The 16883-nt window shown below is 68.5% G+C and carries 15 protein-coding genes; 13 read left to right on the top strand and 2 right to left on the bottom strand.

Going from position 1 to position 16883, the window contains the following annotated elements:
• Nucleotides 1-58: 58 nt before the first annotated feature.
• The 12 genes from RMP06_RS17825 (at nt 59) to RMP06_RS17770 (ending at nt 14450) form a co-directional block, all read left to right on the top strand.
• Nucleotides 59-1150: a LacI family DNA-binding transcriptional regulator gene (locus RMP06_RS17825; protein WP_310463135.1), complete on the top strand. Its 1092-nt coding sequence runs from the start codon at nt 59-61 to the stop codon at nt 1148-1150.
• 157 nt (nt 1151-1307) lie between these two features.
• On the top strand, nt 1308-2558 hold the full coding sequence (locus RMP06_RS17820; protein WP_310463134.1) for a maltoporin: 1251 nt from the start codon (nt 1308-1310) through the stop codon (nt 2556-2558).
• Between the two features lie 31 nt (nt 2559-2589).
• On the top strand, nt 2590-4296 hold the full coding sequence (locus tag RMP06_RS17815) for an alpha-amylase family glycosyl hydrolase (protein WP_310463133.1): 1707 nt from the start codon (nt 2590-2592) through the stop codon (nt 4294-4296).
• Complete coding sequence (locus RMP06_RS17810; protein ID WP_310463132.1) at nt 4289-5386, top strand: ABC transporter ATP-binding protein; 1098 nt, start codon at nt 4289-4291, stop codon at nt 5384-5386. Before RMP06_RS17815 ends, RMP06_RS17810 begins: the two co-directional genes overlap by 8 nt.
• Before the next feature lie 21 nt (nt 5387-5407).
• Nucleotides 5408-6619, top strand: a complete 1212-nt coding sequence (malE, locus tag RMP06_RS17805) for a maltose/maltodextrin ABC transporter substrate-binding protein MalE (protein WP_310463131.1) — start codon at nt 5408-5410, stop codon at nt 6617-6619.
• Nucleotides 6620-6656: 37 nt separating this feature from the next.
• Entirely contained in the window at nt 6657-8195 is a 1539-nt protein-coding gene (gene malF, locus RMP06_RS17800; protein WP_310463130.1) for a maltose ABC transporter permease MalF, read from the top strand.
• 27 nt (nt 8196-8222) lie between these two features.
• Nucleotides 8223-9113: a maltose ABC transporter permease MalG gene (gene malG / locus RMP06_RS17795; protein WP_310463129.1), complete on the top strand. Its 891-nt coding sequence runs from the start codon at nt 8223-8225 to the stop codon at nt 9111-9113.
• A 52-nt stretch (nt 9114-9165) separates the two neighbouring features.
• The gene (locus tag RMP06_RS17790) at nt 9166-9615 is read left to right on the top strand and encodes a pullulanase-associated domain-containing protein (protein WP_310463128.1); all 450 of its coding nucleotides are present in this window, start codon (nt 9166-9168) and stop codon (nt 9613-9615) included.
• A 23-nt stretch (nt 9616-9638) separates the two neighbouring features.
• On the top strand, nt 9639-11252 hold the full coding sequence (locus RMP06_RS17785; RefSeq protein ID WP_310463127.1) for an alpha-amylase family glycosyl hydrolase: 1614 nt from the start codon (nt 9639-9641) through the stop codon (nt 11250-11252).
• A 27-nt stretch (nt 11253-11279) separates the two neighbouring features.
• Nucleotides 11280-11765 (top strand): DUF3459 domain-containing protein, encoded by a 486-nt coding sequence (locus tag RMP06_RS17780; RefSeq protein ID WP_310463126.1) that lies wholly within the window; start codon nt 11280-11282, stop codon nt 11763-11765.
• Nucleotides 11752-13437: an alpha-amylase family glycosyl hydrolase gene (locus tag RMP06_RS17775; protein WP_310463125.1), complete on the top strand. Its 1686-nt coding sequence runs from the start codon at nt 11752-11754 to the stop codon at nt 13435-13437. The genes RMP06_RS17780 and RMP06_RS17775 overlap by 14 nt, the downstream gene beginning before the upstream one ends.
• A complete protein-coding gene (locus RMP06_RS17770) occupies nt 13434-14450 on the top strand; it encodes a hypothetical protein (RefSeq protein ID WP_310463124.1) in 1017 nt (338 codons plus the stop codon). The genes RMP06_RS17775 and RMP06_RS17770 overlap by 4 nt, the downstream gene beginning before the upstream one ends.
• Nucleotides 14451-14474: 24 nt before the next feature.
• Here RMP06_RS17770 and RMP06_RS17765 read toward each other — a convergent pair whose 3' ends face one another.
• The gene (locus RMP06_RS17765) at nt 14475-15233 is read right to left on the bottom strand and encodes a TerC family protein (RefSeq protein WP_310463123.1); all 759 of its coding nucleotides are present in this window, start codon (nt 15231-15233) and stop codon (nt 14475-14477) included.
• A 100-nt stretch (nt 15234-15333) separates the two neighbouring features.
• Between RMP06_RS17765 and nhaR the strand changes: the two genes are divergently transcribed.
• Nucleotides 15334-16263, top strand: a complete 930-nt coding sequence (gene nhaR / locus RMP06_RS17760; protein ID WP_310463196.1) for a transcriptional activator NhaR — start codon at nt 15334-15336, stop codon at nt 16261-16263.
• Here nhaR and RMP06_RS17755 read toward each other — a convergent pair.
• A complete protein-coding gene (locus RMP06_RS17755; RefSeq protein WP_310463122.1) occupies nt 16249-16872 on the bottom strand; it encodes an NIPSNAP family protein in 624 nt (207 codons plus the stop codon). The two genes, nhaR and RMP06_RS17755, sit on opposite strands and share 15 nt — an antisense overlap.
• Nucleotides 16873-16883: the final 11 nt, after the last annotated feature.

Below are 16883 nucleotides of genomic sequence, written 5' to 3'. Positions count from 1 at the left end.
ACGGCGAGCGCCGACAATGCCGCCCGTCCCCTGCCGCCGTCACCGACCACGCAAACCCATGGCTTCCAAGCGCCCGGAACCGACCTCCCCCGACCTCGACTCTGCCCCGATCCCGGCGCCGCCGCGCGCCAAGGTCACCGCCAGCGATGTCGCCAAGGCGCTGGGCGTCAGCCCCGCCACCATCTCGAACGCCTTCAACCGCCCGGACCAGCTATCGGTGACGCTGCGCACCGAGATCATCAGCCGCTCGCGTGAACTGGGCTATTTCGGCCCGGATCCGGCCGCCCGCGCCCTGCGCCGACGCGACGCGGTGCGCGAGGTGGCGGTCATCTACCACCACGGGCTGGAGTTCGCGCTCAGCGACCCGGTGAGCCTGGACTTCCTGCGCGGCGTCAGCCACGAGCTGGACCAGCGCGCGCTGTCGCTGCAGCTCATCCCCAAGCTCGGCCGCGACCTGCAACTCGCTGCCGCGTTCCAGACCACGGCCGATGCCCTCATCGTCCACGCCGAGATCGGCCCCAATCTGGTGCCGGAAGTCGTGGCCGCCCGCAAGCCGCTGGTGCTGGTGGACACGGTGGTGGAGGGCGTGCCGGCCATTGGCATCGAGGACCGCGATGGCGCGGAACAGGCCATGGCCTACGTGTTGTCGAAGCAGCCCGACCGGGTGCTCGCGCTCTGCTTCACGCTCAATGGACAACAGCGCCGACACGCCATGGCCGTCAGTCCACGCAAGGTCCAGCCGCGCAGCGCGTCGGTGGCCATCGAGCGGCGCATCGGCTATGTGCGGGCGGCCCAGCGGCTGGGCCGCCCGATCGACACCATCGACTGGATCGAGGTGGACGACATCCGCCCCGAGTCCTCCGCGCAGGCGCTGGTTGCCCTGCGCACGATGCTGCCCACCGGCAGCCGCATCGCCATCGTCGCCATGACGGACCGCATGGCGCTGGCCGCACTCGACGAGGTACGCACCTGGGCCGGTGTGACGCTGGCCGCCGCGGTCGGCTTCGACGACATCCCCGCCGCCGCCGCCGCCGGTCTGACCACGCTGCGCCAGGACGCCCACCGCAAGGGGGTGCTGGCGGTGCAGGCGCTGCTCGATGGGCTGCGGCCAGCGCCGCTGAGCGTCGAGCTGGTGGTGCGCGACACCTAGGGAAAGACCGGACGCAGAATGGCTTGACGATTTTCTGAACCGATTCAGAATGGCGGTCATGCGTTATCTGAATCGATTAAGTTTGCAAAATCGGTCGAATTCGAGCGCACGGAACTGCCCCGCTCGGGGCTTCACAGACACCACGAGGAGCATCGAGATGCAAAGCAACAAGGCGCTGCTGCCCCTGGCCCTGGCCATCGGCAGCCTGTTCACCGCCACGGCCGTCCGCGCCGACGGCATCGACGTTCACGGCTATGTCCGCACCCAGGTCGGCGGCACCAGCGAAGGCGGCAACCTGCAGTGCTTCGGCGAAGGCACCTGGCCGATCCGCTCGAAGTACCGCCTGGGCAACGAGTGCGACAACTTCGCCAGCGTCACCACATCGGTTCCGTTCGGCAAGTCGGACGGCGCCTGGGCCAAGTTCCACCAGACCCTGTCGTTCAAGGAAAAGGGCAAGCAGCCCTGGGAAGACACGACCGACAACAAGAACTTCAACATCGCCAGCGAGCAGGCGTACATCGAGGCGGGTGGCTTCTTCGACGGCAGCCCGGCGCTCGATTCGTCCAAGGTCTGGGTGGGCAAGCGGTTCTACAACCGCCACGACATCCACATGAGCGACTACTACTACTGGGGCAACAACGGCACCGGCGCCGGCATCGAGGAGATCAACCTCGGCGCGGCCAAGCTGTCGCTGGCCTACTTCCAGAACGGTGGCAACGCCAACGCGGTCGATGACATCGTCGGCAAGCGCATCTCGGCCCGTTTCTACGACGTGAACGTCAACCCGAACGGCAAGCTCGAAGGCGAACTCGTGCTGCTCAGCGGCAGCACCGCCTCCAAGGACGCCACCAAGGAAACCGGCAAGGGCACGATGCTGTTCCTGCAGCACACCCAGACCGGCCTGATGGGCGGCTGGAACAAGGCCAGCCTGGTCATCGGCGAGAAGCTTGGCAGCGGCTTCGAGTGGCTGCCGTCCTACCAGGGCGGTGGTGTCTCGCAGGGCAAGTCGTGGCGCATCCATGACCACTTCTACTTCTCGCCGGCCGGCACCAAGATCAGTGGTGTCGTGACCGCCAGCTACGGTCGCGCCAACTTCGGCGGCGACAACGACAACATCTGGGCCAGTGTCGGCATCCGCCCGCAATACAACTACAGCGACCTGCACAGCACTGCCGTCGAGATCGGCTACGACCAGGGCAAGACCGATGGCGGCAGCAAGCCCAAGATCGCCAAGGTGACCGTGGCGCAGCAACTGACGCTGCAGAGCGGCTTCTGGGCGCGTCCGGCGCTGCGCGCCTTCGTCACCCACGCCAAGTGGAACGACGCCGCCGGCACGCAGGCCAACGGCGTCTTCGGGACGCAGAAGAACGGCACCACCTACGGCTTCCAGGCCGAGGTGTGGTGGTAAGCGCAGCCGCGCCCTCCATCCCGGACGCCGCATGAACACGACCAACCTCAGGGAAGAACGCAGCCCGCCCGACGCCGACTGGTGGCGCGGCGCGGTGCTGTACCAGGTCTATCCCCGCAGCTTCGCCGACCACAACGGCGACGGCGTGGGGGATCTGCCAGGTATCCTCGACCGGCTCGGCTACCTCGCCGGGCTGGGCGTGGACGCGGTCTGGATCTCGCCGTTTTTCAAGTCGCCAATGAAGGACTTCGGCTACGACGTGGAGGACTACCGGGCGGTCGATCCGCTGTTCGGCACGCTGGACGACTTCGACCGGCTGGTGGAGCAGGCCCACACCCTGGGGTTGAAGGTGCTCATCGACCAGGTGGTGTCCCACACGGCGGACACCCACGCCTGGTTCCGGGAAAGCCGGTCGAGCCGCGACAACCCGCGCGCCGACTGGTACGTCTGGGCGGACGCGCAGCCGGACGGCTCGCCCCCCAACAACTGGCTGAGCGTGTTCGGCGGCTCGTCGTGGCAGTGGGACACGCGCCGCCGACAGTTCTACCTGCACAACTTCCTGGCCGCGCAGCCGGACCTGAATTTCCACAACCCTGCCGTGCGCGCCGCCGTGCTGGACGACATCCGGTTCTGGCTCGACCGCGGCGTGGACGGATTCCGCTTCGACACGACCAACTACTACTTCCACGACCTCGCGCTGCGGCCGAACGCGGCGCTGCGCCCAGACGCACCCGACGCGGTCGCCTACGCGCACAACCCGTATGACATGCAGGTCCACGCCCACGACAAGAACCGCCCGGAGAACGTGCAGTTCCTGGAGGAAGTGCGTGCCCTGCTGAACCAATACGGGGCCACCTCCGTCGGCGAGGTGGGCGACGCCGACGCGCTGGCGACGATGCTCGACTACACCGCGGGCGACAAGCGCCTGCACATGACCTACAGCTTCTCGATGCTGTCGCCGGACGCGAGCGTCGGGCACCTGCGGCGGCAGGTCGAGCAGTTCGAGGCCGCCGCCGCCGCACCCGGCCAGGGCGGCTGGGCCTGCTGGACCATCGGCAACCACGATGCCGACCGCGTGCTCACGCGCTGGAACGGCACCGAGTCCCCCGCCTCCTTCGTGCGCGTGATGCTGACGATGCTGGTCAGCCTGCGCGGCAGCGTGTGCTGGTACCAAGGGGACGAACTCGCGCTGGAGCAGGCCGATCTGCCCTTTGAGGCGCTGGTCGATCCGCCGGGCATCGCCTTCTGGCCCGAGTACAAGGGCCGCGACGGCTGCCGCACGCCAATCCCGTGGGAGGCCGACGCGCCGCACGCCGGCTTCAGCGGCGGGCAGGACGTGACACCTTGGCTGCCGGTACCCGACGCCCACCGCCGGCTGGCCGTGGACGCCAGCGAGGCCGACCCGAACGCGCCGCTGCACTACCTGCGCACCCTGCTGCCGTGGCGGCGCTCGTTTCCGGCGCTGGTCAAGGGCGGCATCCGCTTCCTCGACGCCCCCGAGCCGGTGATGGCGCTGGTGCGCGAGGCGCCGGCGCGCAACCTGGGGCCATCGCTGCTGGTGGTGCTCAACCTCGGCACCGCGCCGGTCCAGGTCACGCTGGGCGATGCGCCAGCCAGCGTCCCCATGACCGTGCCGGGCCTGCCCGACGCGCAACGCACCCGCCGCACGGGCCATCACTTCTCCCTGCCCGCACACGGCATCTACTTCGGCGCACTGGAAGGCGCACCCCATGGCTGATCTGCAATTCAAGGCGCTGCGCAAGTCCTTCGACCAGACGGAGATCCTGCACGGGATCGACCTGACCGTGGCCGATGGCGAGTTCATGGTCTTCGTCGGCCCGTCCGGCTGCGGCAAATCGACCATGCTGCGCTGCATCGCGGGGCTGGAGGAGATCACCTCGGGCGAGCTGCACATCGGTGGCCAGCTCGTCAACGAGATCCCGCCCTCGAAACGCAGCATCGCGATGGTGTTCCAGAGCTACGCGCTCTATCCGCACATGTCGGTGGCCAAGAACATGGCGTTCGGGCTGAAGCTGGCGGGCATGTCGCAGCCGGAGATCGACACCGCCGTGCAGCGCGCCGCGCAGATCCTCAAGATCGAGCCGCTGCTGGAGCGCCGGCCGAAAGACCTCTCCGGTGGCCAGCGCCAGCGCGTGGCGATCGGCCGCGCCATCGTGCGCAAGCCGGGCGTGTTCCTGTTCGATGAGCCGCTGTCGAACCTGGACGCCGCGCTGCGGGTGCAGATGCGGGTGGAGCTGGCGCGGCTGCACCGCGAACTGCAGACCACGATGGTCTACGTCACCCACGATCAGGTCGAGGCGATGACGCTGGCGAGCCGGATCGCCGTGTTCCATGCCGGCGTGATCGAGCAGGTCGGCACACCGATGCAGCTCTACCACCAGCCGGCCAACCTGTTCGTGGCGGGTTTCATCGGCTCGCCGACGATGAATTTCATGCCTGGCCAGCTCGAATCCGCCACCGCCGAACGGGCCGAGGTCCGCCTCGACAGCGGCCACCTCGTCACGGCGCACGTCGATGCCAGCCGGCTGCAGCGCGGTGCGGCGGTGACGCTGGGCGTGCGGCCGGAGCATCTGCTGGCGAGCACGCTGCCCGGTGACAACGCGGTGCGCGGCACGGTGCAGGCCGCCGAGCACCTGGGCGACGTGACCTATCTCTATCTGCAGGTGGCCGGCGTACCGCAGACCGTCGTGTCCCGCACCGACCCTGAGAACCCGCTGAACAGCGGCGACATGGCGCACCTCGTGCTGCCGCCGCACCGCTGCCACCTCTTCGACGCGCAAGGGCTGGCCCTGCCGCGCCGGACCTGATCCCCGCTCCAAGGAATCGCCATGAAGTCCACCCGTTCCACCCGATCCACCTTCGCCCTGTCCACCCTCGGCGCCGCCCTGCTCGCTGCGGGCGCGTTCACCACCCCGGCCGCCCTCGCCGCCGAACCCGGCAAGCTGCTGATCTGGTACAGCACCGACGGCGCCAAGGGCATGCAGAAGATCGGCGCCGAGTTCACCGCCAAGACCGGCATCCCCGTCACCGTCGAGGCGCCGGAAGACGGCCCCGGCAAGTTCCAGCAGGCCGCGGCCGGCGGCAAAGGCCCGGACATCTGGATCTGGGCGCACGACCGCGCGGGCGAGTGGATCGCGGGTGGCCTGATCGTGCCCGTGACGCCGAGCAAGAAGGTGCAGGCCGACATCGACCCGCTGGCGTGGAAGGCCTTCAGCATCGGCGGCAAGACCTGGGGCTACCCGTACTCGATCGAGGCGATCTCGCTGGTCTACAACAAGGCCCTCGTCAAGACGCCGCCGAAGACCTTCGAGGACGTGCTCGCGCTCGACAAGCAGCTCCAGCCGCAGGGCAAGCGCGCCATCCTCTGGGACTACACCAACACCTACTTCACCTGGCCGCTGCTGGCCGCCGGGGGTGGCTATGCGTTCAAGCAGAAGCCGGACGGCACCTATGACGGCACCGACGTGGGCGTGAACAACGCGGGCGCGGTGGCCGGCGTCGAGCTGCTGAACAAGCTGCTGCGCGAGAAATACATGCCGCTCGAATCCGGCTATGCCGAGATGGAAGGCGCGATGGCGCAGGGCAAGGTCGCGATGATGATCAACGGCCCGTGGTCGTGGGACAACCTGAAGAAGGCCAACATCGATTACGGCGTGGCGAAGATCCCGGCGGTCAACGGCCACAAGGCATCGCCCTTCGTCGGCGTCAAGGGCGCGATGATCAACAAGGCGTCGCCGAACAAGGACCTGGCGGTCGAGTTCATCGAGAACTTCATGCTCACGCCCAAGGGGCTGAAGGCGCTCAACGACGCCGAGTCGATCGCCGTGCCCGCCAGCAAGGCGTTCTTCGAGGAGGTGAAGTCCAACCCGAACATCGCCGCGACGATGGCCTCGGCCCAGGACGGCGCCCCGATGCCCAACAACCCCGAGATGGGCCGCTTCTGGTCGGCGATGGTCTCGTCGCTGGGCAACATCATGGACGGCCGCCAGTCGCCCAAGGAAGCGATGGACGCCGCCGCCAAGCGCATCCTGAGCAAGTGATCCGAACCGGCCGTGGCCCCGTGAGCATCGACCCCGCATGAGACTCGATCACTTCGTTCGCCGCTGGACCGGCCCCGCGTTGCTGGCCGCGCTGGTGCTGGGCGCGCTCTACCTCGTCACGCTGATGTACGCCGTCGGCGAGACGCTGCTGGCGGGGATGCTGCTGGTGCTGGTCGCGCTGGCGGCGTGGACCTACACCTCGGCGAAGACGATGGCGCTGCGCTACCTCTTTCCCGGCATCGCGGCGGCGGCGGTGTTCGTGGTCTTCCCGATGCTCTACACGGTGTCGATCGGCTTCACCAACTACAGCTCGCGCAACCTGCTCGACTTCGAGCGGGCGCGGCAGTACCTGGTCGATGAAACCTGGCAGGCCGAGGGCGGGGTGTTCTCGTTTGCGCTGGTCGGCGGTGGCGCGGAGGGCAAGTTCCGCCTGCGGCTGCAGGACCAGGACGACGAGCAGAAGGTCTTCGTTTCGCCGCCGCTGGCCCTCGATGGCACCGCCGCCGAGATCCGCCTGAATGCGGCAGACGCAGCCACGGCTGAAGCCGACGCCGCGCCGCTGACCGAGGTGATCGCCCGCCAGAAGCGGCTCAAGCCGCTGACGCTGCTCACGCCCGACGGCATCCAGGTCCGCATGGCCTCGCTGCGCCAGTTCAGCCCGGTACAGCCACTCTACGCCGCGCAGCCCGACGGCACGCTGAAGAACCTGCGCGACGATGTGCTGCTGACGCCCAACTTCAAGACCGGCTTCTTCGAGACAGCGGCGGGCGAGCCGATCGCACCGGGGTTCAAGGTCGGTGTCGGGCTGGCGCACTACGCCCGCATCTTCACGGACAGCAAGTTCCGCGAGCCCTTCGGGCGCATCTTCGTGTGGACGGTGGCGTTCTCGGGGCTGACCGTCCTGTTCGCCGCGTCGCTGGGCATGCTGCTGGCGGTGCTGCTGAACTGGGACAGCCTGCGCTTCAAGGGCGCGTACCGGCTGGCGCTGTTCCTGCCCTACGCGGTGCCGGGCTTCATCTCGATCCTGATCTTCAAGGGCATGTTCAACCAGAACATGGGCGAGGTGAACCTGGTGCTGAACGCGCTGTTCGGGGTCAAGCCGGCGTGGTTCTCGGACCCCTTCCTGGCCAAGACGATGATCCTGATCGTCAACACCTGGCTGGGCTTCCCGTACATGATGATCGTCTGCATGGGGCTCATCAAGTCGATCCCGGCCGACCTGTACGAGGCGTCCGCGGTGGCCGGTGCCGGGCCGATCACCAACTTCGTCGAGATCACGCTGCCGCTGATCCTCAAGCCGCTGACGCCGCTGCTGATCTCGTCGTTCGCGTTCAACTTCAACAACTTCGTGCTGATCACGCTGCTGACGGGCGGGCGGCCGGACTTCCTCGACATCACCGTACCGGCCGGCTCCACCGACCTGCTGGTGTCCTACACCTTCCGCATGGCCTTCCAGGACTCGGGGCAGCAGTTCGGCCTCGCCTCGGCCATCTCGACGGTGATCTTCTTCATCGTCGCCGCCATCACGCTGGTGCAGATGCGGTTCACCAAGCTGGCCGAGCAATCCGGCCGCTGACCGCCCACCGCGCATTCGGAGCACTCCATGGCCATCGTCCTCGACAAGTCCCAACGCTGGCGGGTCGTCGCCGCGCACGTCTTCCTGATCGCGCTGTGCATCCTCGTGGTGTCACCGTTCCTGATCGTGCTGTCGGTGTCGCTGCGGCCCGGCAACTTCGCCACCGGCAGCCTGATCCCCGACACCATCAGCCTCGAACACTGGAAGTTCGCCTTCGGCCTGCCCTACCCCGGCCCGGACGGCACGCTGATCGAGCCGGAGCTGCCCGTGCTGCGGTGGCTTTGGAACTCGGTGAAGATCGCCACGCTCTCGGCCTGCGTCACGCTGCTGTTTTCCACCACCGGCGCCTATGCGGTGGCACGCATGAAGTTCCGGGGCCGCCAGCAGGTGCTGACCGGGATGATGCTGATGCAGATGTTCCCCTCGGTGCTGGCGCTGGTGGCGATCTACGCCATCTTCGACCGCATCGGCGCCGCCTTCCCCGCTTTCGGGCTGGACACGCACTGGGCGCTGCTGCTGGCGTACTCGGGCGGCATCGCGATGCACATCTGGACCATCAAGGGCTACTACGAAACCATCCCGATGGAGGTCGAGGAAGCCGCCAAGGTCGATGGCGCGACGCCATGGCAGTCGTTCCGGCTGGTGCTGCTGCCGATGGCGCTGCCGATCCTGGTGGTCGTGTTCCTGCTCGCCTTCATCGGCACGGTCATCGAGTACCCGGTCGCCTCGGTGCTGCTGCACCGCGAGGAGATGCTGACGCTGGCGGTCGGCACCAAGATGCTCGCCCACGAGCACAACTTCCGCTGGGGCGACTTCGCCGCGATCGCGATCCTGTCGGGCCTGCCGATCACGGCCGTCTTCCTGCTGGCCCAGAAATGGATGATCGCCGGGCTGACCGCCGGCGGCATCAAGGGTTGATTTCCCCACGCCCACCACGTTCACCACGCCACCCACCTCGAAGGAGACGCTCATGCACACCCGCACCCACACGGCTACCCGACTGCTCGCCGGCCTGACGCTGGCCCTGGCCGCGATGCTGCCCGCCCACGCCACATCCAACCCTGGCGAAGGCAAGATCGCCATCAACTACAGCCGCTGCGACAAGAACTTCGAGGGCTGGGGCCTGCACATCTGGAAGAACCCCGGCATCCCGCTGCCGGGCGTGGACTGGCAAAAGCCGATGCCGCCGACCGGCAACACCGACTTCGGTGCCTACTGGCATGCCGACATCTCGGAGTTCGGCAGCACCGGTACCGTCAACTACATCATCCACAAGGGTGACTCGAAGGAACAGGGCGGCCGGGACATGAAGTTCGACGGCAAGGCCACCAAGGAGATCTGGGTGCTGGACGGCGACCGCCGCAGCTACACCTCGCTGGACGAGGCGAAGAAGGCCCGCGAAGAGAAGCCCTGCAAGTAAGCCTCTCCAAGCCTCAGCCCGCCATGACCCTGCGCCGCCTCTCGACCCACCTGCTCCTCAGCACCAGCCTCGCCGTGGGCGCAGCCGGAGCGGCTGAGGCGGCGCCACCGGTCCCGACCGACATCGCCCCCATCGCCGGCGCCGATCCGGGCAGCACGCTGTCACCGGACTGGAAACACGGCCCCTTCATGGAAATCTACGTCCGGGGCTACCAGGACAGCAACGGCGACGGCATCGGCGACCTGCGCGGTGTCACCGCGCGGCTGGACCACCTGAAGGCGCTGGGCATTCGCGGGATCTGGCTGATGCCCATCACGCGCAGCCAGGACAACGACCACGGCTACTCGACCAGCGACTACCGCGGCATCGAGCAGGACTACGGCACGCTCGCCGACTTCGACGAACTGCTGAAACAGGCCCATGCGCGCGGCATCGGCGTGATCATCGATTACGTCATCAACCACAGCGCCGCCGACCACCCGCTGTTCCGCCACGCCGAGTCGTCGCCGAAAAGCCCGTGGCGCGACTGGTACATCTGGGAAAACGACAAGCCCGCCGGCTGGCACATCTACGGCAACACGCCCTGGTACGAATCCGACCACGGCTGGTACTTCGCCGGCTTCTACAGCGAGATGCCGGACTTCAACCTGAAGAACCCGAAGGTGCTCGACTGGCACCACGACAACCTGCGCTTCTGGCTCAACCGGGGCGTGGACGGCTTCCGCTTCGACGCCGTAGGCAACCTCGTCGAACACGGGCCGCTCGCATGGGAAGGTCAGCCCGAGAACCACGCCATCATGCGCGGCGTGCGCCGGCTGGTGGACAGCTACGCGAACCGCTACATGGTCTGCGAGGCACCGGGCGACCCGCTGGCGTTCGGCCAACCGGATTCCTGCGGCTGCTCCTTCGCCTTCGGGCACCAGCACAAGCTCGTCGGCGGCGCGCTCGGCAGCCCGTCGATGCTGGAGCAGGTCGCCCGCTACTTCGAGACCGCCCCGGCGACGATGGCCACCTTCGCCTCGAACCACGACGGCTTCGCGGGCGCCCGGCTGTGGGACCGGATGCGTGGCGACGAAAACGCCTACCGCCTCGTGGCCGCGACCTACCTGCTGCAACCCGGCACGCCCTTCCTCTACTACGGCGAGGAGATCGGCCTGTCGGGCGGCAAGGGCCTGAGCGGCGACCACAAGCTGCGCACGCCGATGAGCTGGACAGCGGACGCGCAGACCGCCGGCTTCACGACCGCCGAGCCGTTCCGGGCGCTGTCGGGCAACGTGGCGACGCACAACGTCGCGGCGCAGGTCGGCGATCCGAACTCGATCCTGTCGTTCTACAAGGCCGTGATCGCGCTGCGCAACAGCCGGCCGTCGCTGCAGCAGGGCCGCTACGAGGCGCCGACATCGACCGGCTGGGTGATCAGCTTCCAGCGTGTCCACGGGAGCGAGCGCACGGTGATTGTCCTCAACTACGGATTGCAGGCCGCCGCCACGGCCGTCGCCGGCCTGCCTGCGAAACAGGCGCTGCGCCCGCTGTGGCCCGCCGCCGGTCGCGCCACGCGCAGCAATGCGCAGGGGCAGGCGCGGGTCAAGCTCGGGCCGCAGTCGTTCGCGGTCTATGCCATCGATTCAGCGAAGTAGCCAACCCTCAGCGCCCAAGGAATCCATGTGCATGCGCCCACCCATACAGCGAACACGCGAGTCTCGCCACGCGATGAAAACGCCTACCGCCTCGTGGCTGCGACCTACCTGCTGCAGCCCGGCACGCCCTTCCGCCCGCTGTCGGCGAACGTGGCGACGCACAACGTCGAGGCACAGGTCGGCGACCCGCACTCGATCCTGTTGTTCTACAAGTCGCTGATCGCGCTGCGCAACAGCCGGCCGTCGCTGCAGAAAGGACGCTACGAAGCGCCGAAATCGACCGGTTGGGTCATCAGCTTCAACCGCATCCACGAGGGCGAACGCACGGTCGTCGTCATCAACTACGGCCTCCAGCCTGCGGCCACCACTGTCGCCGGCCTGCCCGCGAAACAGGCGCTGCGCCCGCTGTGGCCCGCCGCCGGTCGCGCCACGCGCAGCAATGTGCAGGGGCAGGCGCGGGTCAAGCTCGGGCCGCAGTCATTCGCCGTGTATGCCGTCGATGCCGCGAAGTAACCGGCACGGCATCAGCAGCGCCCGCGCCCACGCCGCGCTGTTGTCGCTCGCCCTGCTGGCCGGTTGCGGCGGTGGTGGCAGCGACACGCCCGCCATCCCGCCCACCATCGACGCCGCCAGCGTCAGCGCCGTCGCCGCATCCGATCCCGGCAGCACCCTGCCCGCACACTGGCAGCGCGGCGTCTTCATGGAAATCTTCGTCCGCGCCTACCAGGACAGCGACGGCGACGGCATCGGCGACCTCAAGGGGCTGACCTCGCGCCTCGACGACCTGAAGGAACTCGGCATCACCGGCCTGTGGCTGATGCCGATTCACCCGAGCCAGGACCGCGACCACGGCTACGCGGTCACAGACTACCGCGCTGTCGCGCCCGAGTACGGCACGCTCGCCGACCTCGACGAACTGCTGCGTCAGGCCCACGCCCGCGGCATCGGCGTGGTCATCGACTACGTGATGAACCACAGCGCCGCCGCGCACCCACTGTTCACCAATTCGCGCAGCGCGGCGGACAACCCGTGGCGCGACTGGTATGTCTGGCAGAACTCGGCACCCTCGGGCTGGAACATCTACGGCAGCAACCCGTGGTACGGCGCGAGCAGCAATGGCGGCAGTGGCGTCGGCGCCTACTTCGCCGGATTCTGGAGCCAGATGCCGGACTTCAACCTGAAGAACGCCCGCGTCGCCGAGTGGCACCGGGACAACCTGCGCTTCTGGCTGAACCGGGGTGTGGATGGCTTCCGCTTCGATGCGGTCGGCAACCTCGTCGAGAACGGCCCCGCCGCCTGGGAAAACCAGCCGGAGAACCACGCGCTGATGGCGGCGGTGCAAGGCGTGCTCGCCGGTTATTCGCGACGCTTCCTCGTCTGCGAAGCGCCGGGGCAGCCGCGCCGCTACGCCGAAGCCGACTCCTGCGGCAGTGCCTTCGCGTTCGGGCAGCAATACGACATCGTTTCCGCCGCCAAGGGCGACACGGCGGCCATCGCCCGCGTCGCGGCGTACCGCAGCACCGCGTCCGACACGCTGGCCGGCTTCGCGTCCAACCACGACGGCTTCGCGGGCGAGCGGTTGTGGGACCAGCTCGGCGGCGACGGCGCCAAGATGCGGCTTGCAGCGGCGACCTACCTGCTGTCGTCGCCCACCGCGTTTGTCTACTACGGCGAAGAGATCGGCATGGCCGGCGCCAGCGGCCTGAGCGGCGACCCGGCCCTGCGCACGCCGATGAGCTGGACCGGCAGCACGACCAACGCCGGCTTCACCACCGGGCGCCCGTTCCGCGAGCTGTCCGCCAACGTCGCCAGCGCGAATGTGGCGGCGCAGCGCAGCGACCCAGCTTCGCTGCGGTCGTTCTACCAACAGGTCATCGCGCTGCGCCAGTCGCTGCCCGCGCTGACGCTGGGCCAGTACGGCGGCGCGCTGGCGCAGGACACGCGGATGCAGTTCCGCCGCGTGCTGACCACCGCCAGGGGCACCGACACCGTCTGGGTCGGCTTCAACTACGGCGACCGGGCCGCGACGCTCGACCTCGCCGACCTGCCCGCCGGGATGACGCTGCGCCGCCGCTGGCCCGCCGGTGCCGCCGACGTGACGCTCGACGCGCAGGGCCGCGCCACGGTGACGCTGCCGGCCGGCTCGTTCGCGGTGCTGCAGGCGGTGCCGGTGCAGGCGCCATGAACCGCCGCTGGCTGCTGTCGGCGTCTGGCGCGGCGCTGCTGGGGGTGGGCGCTGGCTGTGGCCATGCACCCGGCCCGGCAGACGACATCCACCCGACCCGCGACCCGGCGCTGTGGCCCTTCGCCTCGGACAGCCCGTGGAACACGCCGCTCGGCGACGGCGCCCGCTACGCGGCGATCCGCAGCCCCGGCTTCGACCCGACCGCCGGCGCCCGGATCAACACCCGGCAGTGGAGCCACCCGGTGTTCATCGCCCAGGCCGACGACCCGACCGTGGCGCTGCACCTGCGCGGCCAGAGCCGGCCGGTGCGGGTGCAGCGTGTGCCTCCGCAGGCACAGCCGGACCCGATGGCCGATGGCACGCTGCTGCTGATCGACGTGCCACGGCGCAGCGTGGTCGAGCTGTGGCGGGCCGAGCGCGTCGGGTCGGACCGCATCGTGGCGGAAGCGGTCGTCGTCAATGCGCTGACCGGCATGGGGCTGGACAGCGCGTGGCATGGGGTGCGTGCCAGCGGTGGCTCGGCGCTCGGTGGCCTGGTCCGCCAGGGCGAGCTGGACCACGGGATCGCCCATGTGCTCGCGCTGGCCGTGCCGCCGCAGGCGCTCAACCGGCTCGGCCCGCAGGGGAACGCCTGGGTCTGGCCGGCCGCCTCCGCCGACGACGGCGACGGGCGGCGCTACGGCACGGCCGGGAACCTGCACCTCGGCAGCCTGCTGGCGTTGCCGCCCGAGGTGGCGCTGGACACGCTCGGCCTGCAACCCGGGCCGGAAACCGTGCTCGCCCGGGCGTTGCAGGACTTCGGCGCCTGCATCACCGACACGGTGCGGGCGGGTGGCCCGGTCGCTTTCCAAGGGGAGCCAGCGGTCCACGACACCGCAGCCCGCATCCATTCGGCCGCGTTGCGCACACTGGTCGAGCGGCTGGAGGTGGTCATCAACCACACCCCACGCAGCATCGGTGGTGGGGGACTGCGCCGGGCACCCCCTGCACCCGCTCTCAGCCGTGGCGGCTGAAACCGGGCACGCGGTGGCATTGCGTCAGGCCACGGAATGGCGTTGCTTCAGCCGCTTGGCCCGCGCCCGGATGTTGAGCGCCTCCACCCCCAGCGAGAAGGCCATCGCCGCGTACAGATAGCCCTTGGGAATGTGCATGTCCAGCGCCTCGCCGGTCAGCGCCATGCCCACCATCACCAGGAAGGCCAGCGCCAGCACCTTGACCGATGGGTGGGCATCCACGAAGTCGCCGATCGGCTTGGCGGCGAAGAGCATCACGCCCACCGAGGCGACCACAGCCGCCACCATGACGCCGATCTGGTCCACCATGCCGACCGCAGTGATCACCGAGTCGAGCGAGAACACGATGTCGATCACGCCGATCTGACCAATCGTCGCCCACAGCGCACGCTGGCTGGCGGTCTTGAGTGCGGCGGCGTCGGTCACCGGGGGCGGGCCGTCGTCTTCGCGGGCCTCGACCTCGACGAAGATCTCGTGCGATGCCTTGTAGAGCAGGAACAGGCCACCGCCGAGCAGCACGAGGTCACGTCCGCTGATGCCCTTGCCCAGCACGGTGAACAGATCCTCCGTCAGGCCCATCACCCAGCTCAGCGAAAACAGCAGCATCAGCCGCGACACCATCGCGAAGCCGAGGCCGAGTCGCCGCGCCAGATCACGCTGCTCGGGCGGCAATCGGCCGACGAGAATGGAGATGAAGATGATGTTGTCGATGCCCAGGACGATTTCCAGGGCGGTCAGCATCGCGAAGGCGATCCAGAGATTGGGGTCGAATAAGAAGTCCATGGGGCGCAATGTAGGGGCCGAAATACTTCGCGTACAGTCGTTTGATACGAAGGTTTACTTCGCAAAAACGGAAGTGTTTTCCCGCCATGTGCGCACCATGCTGAATTTCCGCCACCTCCACTACTTCTGGGCGACCGCCAAGGCCGGCGGCGTGATGCGCGCCAGCGAGCAGCTCCACACGACGCCGCAGACGCTGTCGGCGCAGATCAAATTGCTGGAAGACAGCCTCGGCTGCGCGCTGTTCCGCAAGCGCGGGCGCGGCCTGGAGCTGACGGACGACGGCCGCGCGGCGCTGCGGTATGCGGACCAGATCTTCGCGCTCGGCGCGGAGCTGGAGGCGGCGATCGGACCAGCGCGGCGTGGCCAGGCGCGGCCCGAATTCCGCGTGGGCATCGCCGACCAGGTGCCGAAGTCGATCGCCTACCGCCTGCTGGAGCCGGCGCTCGACGGGCCGGAACCCGTGCGGCTGATCTGCCATGAAGGCTCGCTGGCCGACCTGCTCGCGCAACTGGCGGTCCACCGGCTCGATCTGGTGATCGCTGACGAAGTGATGGCGCCGAACCTGAGCGTGAAAGCCTACAGCCACCCGCTGGGCACGACGGCGATGAGCTTCTTCGCCACCCCTGCACTGAAAGCCACGCTGCAAGGTGCGTTCCCGCAATGCCTCGACGGCGCGCCGATGCTGATCCAGGGCGCGGCGTCGGCGATGCGGCAACGGCTGGACGGGTGGCTCGTCGAACAAGGCATCCGCCCGCAGCGCGTGGGTGAATTCGACGATGCGGCGCTGCTGAAGGCGTTTGGCGCCGAGGGCCGAGGCGTGTTCATGTCGCCGACGGTGCTGGAGCCACAAACCTGCGCTCAGTACGGCGTCGAGGTGCTGGGGCGTTCGGACACATTGGTGGAGGCATTCTTCGCCATCTCGGTGGAGCGGCGCATCACGCATCCCTGCGTCGTGGCGATCACGGCGGCGGCGCGGGGGCAGTTCCTCGCGCAGCCGGACGCGCCCGATCTGGAGTCATTTCAGCGGTGAAATCGCCGTCGGCAGGAACATGGTCGACTGCATGTTCGTGGTCAGCCACGCCGGCCCGCCCTTGGGTGGCCACACCCCGATCCTGACCGCCTCGGCGCGGGCGGCCGAGCGGTCGTTCAGGCTGGCGGCCGGCCAGATGTGGGTGAAGCGCGGTGTGCCGTCCAGCGCGTACATCGCCACCAGGCAGGGCGACACGGCCGAACGCGCCGGCATGGCAGCCTCCCAGGCGTCGATCGTCGGTTGCAGGCCGCCGAGCTTGTATTCGTAGGTGCGGATCTCGAAGATCGGGCCGACCGTGCCCAGCGTGCCCGGCTCGATCGGCGCCATCCACGGGAAGCCCTGGTAGCTGGTCTGGTCGAGCGCCGTCAGGAACTCGCCGCAGCCAAAGGGATTGGCGCTGAAGAGACCGCGCTCGCGTTCCAGCACGCGTTCGGCGGGATCGGCGAAGCGGCGCAATACGGAGATCTGGTTGAGTTCCCCCACGTCCGAGAACCAGCAGCCCAGCAGCGTGCCGTGGGCCTCGGGGGCGTGGACATAGGCGTCGATCGCGGCGACGGCGGCGTTCAGCGTGCCGAGGCGGATGGTGAGGGTGGCGAGTTCGTAGTGCATGGGCGTGGGTC

The organism is Sphaerotilus sp., assembly GCF_031429695.1.
GTDB lineage: Bacteria > Pseudomonadota > Gammaproteobacteria > Burkholderiales > Burkholderiaceae_C > Sphaerotilus.
The sequence above is the reverse complement of the archived record's forward strand: the minus strand, read 5'-3'. Positions and strand labels throughout refer to the sequence as shown.